The organism is Vibrio sp. D173a (assembly GCF_030248475.1).
Map to the genome: position 1 here is coordinate 1 of NZ_JAHGAH010000548.1, position 555 is coordinate 555.

Consider the following 555-nt stretch of genomic DNA (forward strand, 5'->3'; position numbering starts at 1 on the left):
TGAAACAACGTTTCATCCGCATCAAAAAATATCCAGTCGTACTTCATTACCTATCCTAATTGGGTTCGATCGTTCTTAAGAGGCTATGCCTCATACCTTTGCACACTTTCCACACAACTGTGAGCTCGTAGAAAGTTCTGACCTTTTATAAAAATCACGCATCAACTTATGATGTATCGCAAATTTTGCCACATATTAAACTAATAACATACAAGAAACACCGTTCAATACCGGAGGTATTATGAAGCACTTTTTACCATCATCTGTCATGCTCACACCATTTCTTGTAAAAAATTACGACGCGTTTGTGGGTGATGATACTGAATCAGAAACTGACGAAGAAGTCATGACTAGTAACGCAGCTAATCAAGAGCCAATCGATAAAGAGAAAACAGAAAGTTAATAATATTATAAGTTTATGTGTATTTTTCGCATCAACAATAGTCATTCTCATATAGATGGCGTACCGTTCGCGCCACCTAATATTATTTAAATTATCATTAGAAACGAGCTAACCGTTTGCTTCATGAAGCACGTCACAATCCCTAGCCATAA

At 36.8% G+C, this 555-nt stretch carries 1 protein-coding gene; it reads left to right on the forward strand.

Annotated elements, in window-relative coordinates:
• The first annotated feature begins 241 nt into the window (after positions 1–241).
• The gene (locus KIV40_RS27425; RefSeq protein ID WP_285352361.1) at positions 242–403 is read left to right on the forward strand and encodes a hypothetical protein; all 162 of its coding nucleotides are present in this window, start codon (positions 242–244) and stop codon (positions 401–403) included.
• The last annotated feature ends 152 nt before the right edge of the window (positions 404–555 follow it).